Below are 6,383 nucleotides of genomic sequence, written 5' to 3' on the forward strand. Positions count from 1 at the left end.
AAAAAGTAATAGACTTTTTCCATTAAGCTTATCGGCGATCGCTTTTTTACCACCCTACCATTATAGCTTCAATCCAATAGCCAACTAAACAAATCGCCCACAGTAATGCTTAACTCCCTAGCAAAGGATGGCACAGGAAGTTTCTCGGATGATTGATCAAACACTTCGATTTGCTGTTTTGGACGATAAACGAAAACGGTTTGCTCTTCTGGATCAATCAACCAGCCCATTGCCGTCCCATACGTTAAACAATGGAGAATATTCTTTGTCACCTTGGTTTGACTTTGGTCAGGTGAAAGAATCTCAATTGTCCAATCAGGCGCTGCCTGGAAAACATTGGCAATTTCGCCATTGTCATCACGAGGAATTCTCTGGTAAACAAACACAGATACATCCGGAACGGTTGAGCGTCCACCAAAAGTACACCGAAGTTCTGGAAAAGCACGAGCAATTCGTTCTTGCTTCACCACTAGATTAATAGCAGTAACCAATTCCCCTTGAATTGTGCTGTGTTTTCCCTGTGGCATTGGTTTCTGAATAATTTGGCCATCAATGTACTCACTAGCAGGTTTGGTTTCTGGTAGTTTTAGAAATGCTTCCAATGACACTAGTTGTGATTTTTTATTGGGAGAGTTTTGAGTAATCATTGTCATTGGTCACAAACCCCATGTAATTCCTCTCTCTATTATATAGCATTTTTAGTTAAGATGTGAACATAAATATAATCAAGCAATTAGCCATGGTAACCAAATTGCTAAACTCAGCAAGCTAACAAACAAAACTGGCATGGTAAGAATAAAAGTTAAGCGAATATAATAAACCCAACTGATTTGGAGTCCTCTAAAAGCCAATACATTCAACCAAAGTAGAGTTGATAGACTTCCTAAAGGAGTAATTTTTGCTCCTAAGTTGCACCCAATTAAATTACCGTATATCATCACTTCTTTTACAGCTGGATCAATATCCGTAATGTTTTCAATTGCCTTAGCATTCAGCAGTAATGTTGGTAAATTGTTGAGTACACTGGCAATAAATGTGGCTAGGAAACCACTACCACTAGCGGCTAAGGTGAGTCCCCAATTAGAAAGAATTTCCAACCGCTGGCTCAACAGAGCAGTTATGCCCAGATTGTCCAAACCGATGCTGAATAAAAACAGGACTAGGATAAGTAAAATAATTCGCCATGGCAGTTGACCTGCTAGCTGTAAAATATAACTAAGTGTAATAGCACGACCGTTAAGGGAACGTGCTGCTAATGCCACCATCACTAAAGCTGCCATAGCAGCAATCCAGGCAATGGGTAAATTTAGCACTTTTGCCAACAAGTAGCCAATTAGGAGTAGTCCTAAAATAGGAAAACTCAATTTAAAAATTAAGGAATCTCGAATCGCACGATTAGGTGGTGGTAGACGGGCAAGGTTATAGGTCAGGGGGATTTCGGGTTCAAAATAGAACCAGAGAATGATGATACTAGTGGCTATTGTGGCAACGGTTACGGGCAACATCACCATCACATACCGCAACCAGGAAATCTGTAAATAATCAACATAAATCAGATTTACTGGATTACTCATCGGCAGTAGCAAGCTAGCGGCATCGGTAATAAAACCACTAGTAAATACAAATGCTAGAGTAGCTTTGGCACTAAAGCCAAGCAGCAGCAAAATTTCCATGACAGCAGCTGTCCAGACTATGGTGGTGGCCACGTTAGTAAACACATTGCTCAATAACATCCCGACTAGGATCACTAAGGAGAAAAGCAAATGGCCACGACCACATCCCCAATTAGCTATGTGAAGCGCTAACCACCGAAACCAACCTGCTTGACCTAAACTTAGGGCAATAATAATTAGAGCAATGAGGGTGAAAGTGGCGTTTCCAACTCTCGCCCAGACTATGGGAATATGGTGCAATAGCAAAGGGAACAGGGAGTAGGGAGTAGGGAGTAGGGAGTAGGGAACAAAAATTGTCACAATTCCTACACTGATCCCTATATAACTAATAACTAATAACTAATGACTAGTGATCCGATGCTAGGGATAAGTGATCATTTTATGGTACTATCAACCGTCAACGGTGAACGGTAAACGGTGAACTGTCAAGAAAAGCTAAAGCATTAGGTAAAATAAGCTATTAGGTCACAAATAGTGTTATATTCCTTAAGTTAAAGATTAAACCACTAGATATAGCGTGACCTCTGCCAGAGTCTTCCCCAAACCCATGAACCATATCCAGGAGTGGACAGCTAGTAGTGTTGATGAACAGCTGACTCGCCTCAATGTAAGGTCTCTCGAAGGCTCTAGCCCATTTGAGTATCTCTTCTATTCCGACTCCCTGCCCAGACGCAATGATGGTCGATTGCTAAACTCGATTCTGAAACGCTATCAACACCTCGAACAAGGGGGATGGTGGTGTTCTGGTATTGACTTGCTTACTGGTCAGGAGGATATTTGGGGCTGTTTCAAACCCAGCCAACCCCGTCAGAGTGGGGAAACTAGGAAGCTAATAAAATATGAACATCCCCCCAAAACCCCCACAGGCTTGTTTGCTCTGCGAGTACCTTTCCACCTGTGGCAACGGATTGCTGAACGCAATGATTTTACTATTCTCCCCACAGACCTTGACCACAATCAACCGGATCTAGGGTTTTGGCAGTGGCTAATCTCTCACCCCTCGATTCCCTTGTGTATTACTGAGGGCGCTAAGAAAGCTGGAGCTTTACTCACTGCTGGTTACGCTGCGATCGCATTACCAGGAATTAATGGTGGGTATCGAATCCGTAGGGATGCCCAGGGAAATCGGATTGGCAAGTCTGACTTGATTCCTCAACTACAGAAACTAGCGACTCCGGACCGACCGATTTACATAGTCTTTGACCAAGACTCGAAACCGAATACGATCAAAGCTGTCAATGCTGCGATTCGTAGAATGGGATATCTGCTCAATCAAGCAGGTTGCCCTGTGAAGGTAATAACTTGGGATGCCCAGCTAGGCAAAGGGGTAGATGATTTAATTGCTGATCAAGGTCAGAAGACCTTTGAGCAAGTTTACCAACGAGCACTCCCCCTGGATACTTGGAAAGCTAAATCCCTAACCCAGCTCACCTATGGAGCTAACCTTAAAGTAAATTGCCGCTATCTGCAAGAACTTCCGATTCCGGATACAGCCCAACTGATTGGCATTAAATCCCCTAAGGGTACTGGAAAAACCCAACTACTAGAAAAAATTGTCTCTCAAGCCCTAGCCCGAAAGCAATGGGTATTGGTGCTTGGTCATCGGGTGCGATTAGTAGAAGCATTGTGCCAACGCTTTGGCATCAAGTATATCACTGAGGTCAGGGATGACCAGAAGCAAGGGGTATTAGGTTATGGTTTATGTCTCGACTCCTTGCATGGTAATTCTCAGGCTCGCTTCAATGCCGCTAACTGGTCTGATGGCGTAGTGATTATCGATGAAGTCGAGCAAGTGCTCTGGCATGGATTGAACTCTAGCACCTGTCAGAGTAATCGGGTTGCTATTCTCAAATCCCTGAAAACCCTAATCCAGAATGTCTTGGGGGGGTCTGGTCAAGTTTATATTGCGGATGCAGACTTGAGTGATATATCGATAGATTACTTACTGACCTTGTCTGGCGTTGACCTGGAACCCTTCATCATTGAGAATGACTGGAAACCCAACATTGACGGGTCCTGGCAAATTCATAACTATACCGATAGCACACCAAAAAGACTAGTGCGAGAGCTAGAAGCACACATTGCTCAAGGAGGCAAACCCTTTGTGTGTCTTTCTGCTCAAAAACCAAAGAGCCAATGGGGTACTTGCACTCTAGAAGCTTACCTAAAAAAGCAATTTCCCGACCTCCGGATATTGCGCATTGATTCGGAATCCCTTGGTGAAACCAGTCATCCAGCCATGGGGTGTATCAATAACCTCAACAATGTTTTAGGGGAGTATGACATTGTATTAGCTAGTCCTGCTATTGAAACGGGAGTGAGTATTGATCTGCGGGGACACTTTACCTCTGTGTGGTGTATTGCCCAAGGGGTGCAAGGAGAAAATAGTGTCAGACAAACCTTAGGGCGAATCCGAGAAAATCTCCCCCGGTTCATCTGGGTAGCCCCTTATGGCTTTAATCAAGTGGGTAATGGCTCCACGTCTCTATCCTCACTGCTGGCATCTGGACAGCGTTTGACCCAAATGAATATTCGGTTGCTACAACAATCGGATTTCGATGCTGTGGATGATTTAGATACAGGCTTTCAAGCAGAATCCTTGATGTGCTGGGCTAAAATGGCTGTCCGATTCAATGCCGCCATGGTGAACTATCGGGAATCCGTGCTAGCAGGATTGCGTGCTGAAGGTCATCTGGTGATGGATGTTTCCCCAGCTAGTTCCACTAAAGCTGGGAAAAAGAAGTCTAAGGGTTCACCCCAAGCGGAAGAGTTGGGAGCACAGAATGCTCTGATGGCAGCGATTACTGCAGTTAGAGACCAAAACTATCAGGCTGAGTGTAATGCGATCGCATCTAGTCAAGACTTCAGTGATAGCCAATATCAAAAGATTAGCAAATGCCTAGTCAAAACACCATCGGAGCGTCGCTCACTACGGAAGTACGATTTAAAGCAGCGTTATGGCATCCCAGTCACACCAGAACTGGTACTCAAAGATGACCAAGGCTGGTATCAGCAGCTACGGCTCCATTATTTTCTTACCATCGGTCGGCAACATCTAGCAGAACGGGATGCTAAGGTAGCGCGACTGTTAATTGAGCAAGGTCAAGGGAGTATATTTCTACCGGATTTCAATCGTGCTGTGCTAGGAGCCATGATTGGTACCATGAAGGTTTTGGGGATACCAATTCTATTAGAAAATCTGGAACGAGAACTCAAAAATACTGATCAGGACTTGCAGCAGATGGCTGCGATCGCATTAGCAAACCGTTGTGCTATCAAAACCATCACCGGGATAGGACTAGCTAAAAAAGCAACTCCGATTGTTATTATCAGGCGCTTCTTAGATAAAATCGGCTATGGCTTGCAGTGTATTCGTTATCAGAGCCAAGGAAAAAAGCGGTTCAGAGTTTATCAGCTAGTTAGTCCAGAAGATGGTCGCATGGAAGTGTTCCAGAGCTGGTTAGCTAGTGATGGTCAGAGGTTAGGTACTAGTGAAATTTGGCTGGATAATGATTTATCCCCTAGGTCGGGTAACACTCAGTCAGTGGATTCAGAAAACAGTAATTATGTTCAATTGTGTTTGAATGTTTAGTTTTAATTTTTAGTCTTAATTTTTAGTATTACGTGGAGGGTTTGGGGAGGCTATAATCCCTGGGGGGGTGACATGCAAGCTGAAATCATTACTGGGTAATAATTTCAGCCCATAAGTTACAAAAATATATATGCTGTTTTGGGCGCGACCTTGGACGTATTTATAAGGGTTTGAGCTTCCAGAAAATCATTCGTAGGGTCAATTTGGGACTGTATCTTCCCTGAGATAATTGGCATCAAAGCCTCATATAGTAAGCTTTTCAGGGCTCATGTCACCCCCTCAGCTATAATCCCCCACCCTCTAACATTTTATTCAGGTAATATCAAGTTGCATTAAATAACCGTAATATATGAGAGATGCAAGACAATGGTCCAAACTGATGCCCAAGCGAATCAGCATAGAACCCCATCTGAGTATAGAAGAACATTAACAGCGCTATCGTCAAGGGAAAGATCCGATTGAATGCTCCCACTATCAAATCATCTGGTTGCTAGCCCTTGGCAGAACCAGTGAAGAAGTCGCGCAAAGTGACTGGATATAAACGAAGTTGGATTTATGAACTGGTGTGGGGCTACAACCGGATTGGACCGTTGACCTTGGGAGATGGTAGGCGTAGAAACCTGTTTTGCTCCACCTCTTAAAAGCTATCAGCAACAAGGGCAATTAGATCAAATTTTGTCAGGTCCAGCCCGGAAACGAAACCTTAGGATAGGGTCGCCTTTATGGTTAGTCGGCTATGCATAAAAGAGGTGCGCAATAGTCGGCGAATTTAATTCGCCGACTATTGCGCACCTTTGGTTAAAACTTTTTGATTAAGGCGACCCTATCCTTACGGTAACTTCAACCCCCGGATGGTGGGCTGTGGAACGGTCGCAAAGTTGCAGACTATCTCTGTGAATTATTGGTTCGAATTGTCTGACTTCAACTTGGATGGCGGATTCTCAAGCAAATGGATTAAAGGGCTAAAAGTACCTCGACCAACAATCACCAATTCATATCTCAACAACAACAGCAGTGGAAAAAAAAACTGGGCTGTGAAGTGGAGAAAGTGCAAAAAGAACACCCCTGGGCCGAGGTATCGGTATGGAGTCAAGATCAACATCCCATTGGCCTGCAGC

Annotated in this window: 4 protein-coding genes; 2 read left to right on the plus strand and 2 right to left on the minus strand. The window is 43.9% G+C overall.

Features of this window, described 5'->3' with window-relative positions:
- Positions 1-68 precede the first annotated feature (68 nt).
- On the minus strand, positions 69-653 hold the full coding sequence (locus F6K57_RS22610) for a Uma2 family endonuclease (RefSeq protein ID WP_293025835.1): 585 nt from the start codon (positions 651-653) through the stop codon (positions 69-71).
- A 72-nt stretch (positions 654-725) separates the two neighbouring features.
- Entirely contained in the window at positions 726-1,973 is a 1,248-nt protein-coding gene (locus F6K57_RS22615) for an ArsB/NhaD family transporter (RefSeq protein WP_293025833.1), read from the minus strand.
- Between the two features lie 217 nt (positions 1,974-2,190).
- Between F6K57_RS22615 and F6K57_RS22620 the strand changes: the two genes are divergently transcribed.
- A complete protein-coding gene (locus F6K57_RS22620) occupies positions 2,191-5,265 on the plus strand; it encodes a plasmid replication protein, CyRepA1 family (protein ID WP_364303811.1) in 3,075 nt (1,024 codons plus the stop codon).
- 497 nt (positions 5,266-5,762) lie between these two features.
- On the plus strand, positions 5,763-5,906 hold the full coding sequence (locus F6K57_RS22625) for a hypothetical protein (RefSeq protein ID WP_293070757.1): 144 nt from the start codon (positions 5,763-5,765) through the stop codon (positions 5,904-5,906).
- Positions 5,907-6,383 lie beyond the last annotated feature (477 nt).

The organism is Moorena sp. SIO4A5, assembly GCF_010672005.1.
GTDB lineage: Bacteria > Cyanobacteriota > Cyanobacteriia > Cyanobacteriales > Coleofasciculaceae > Moorena.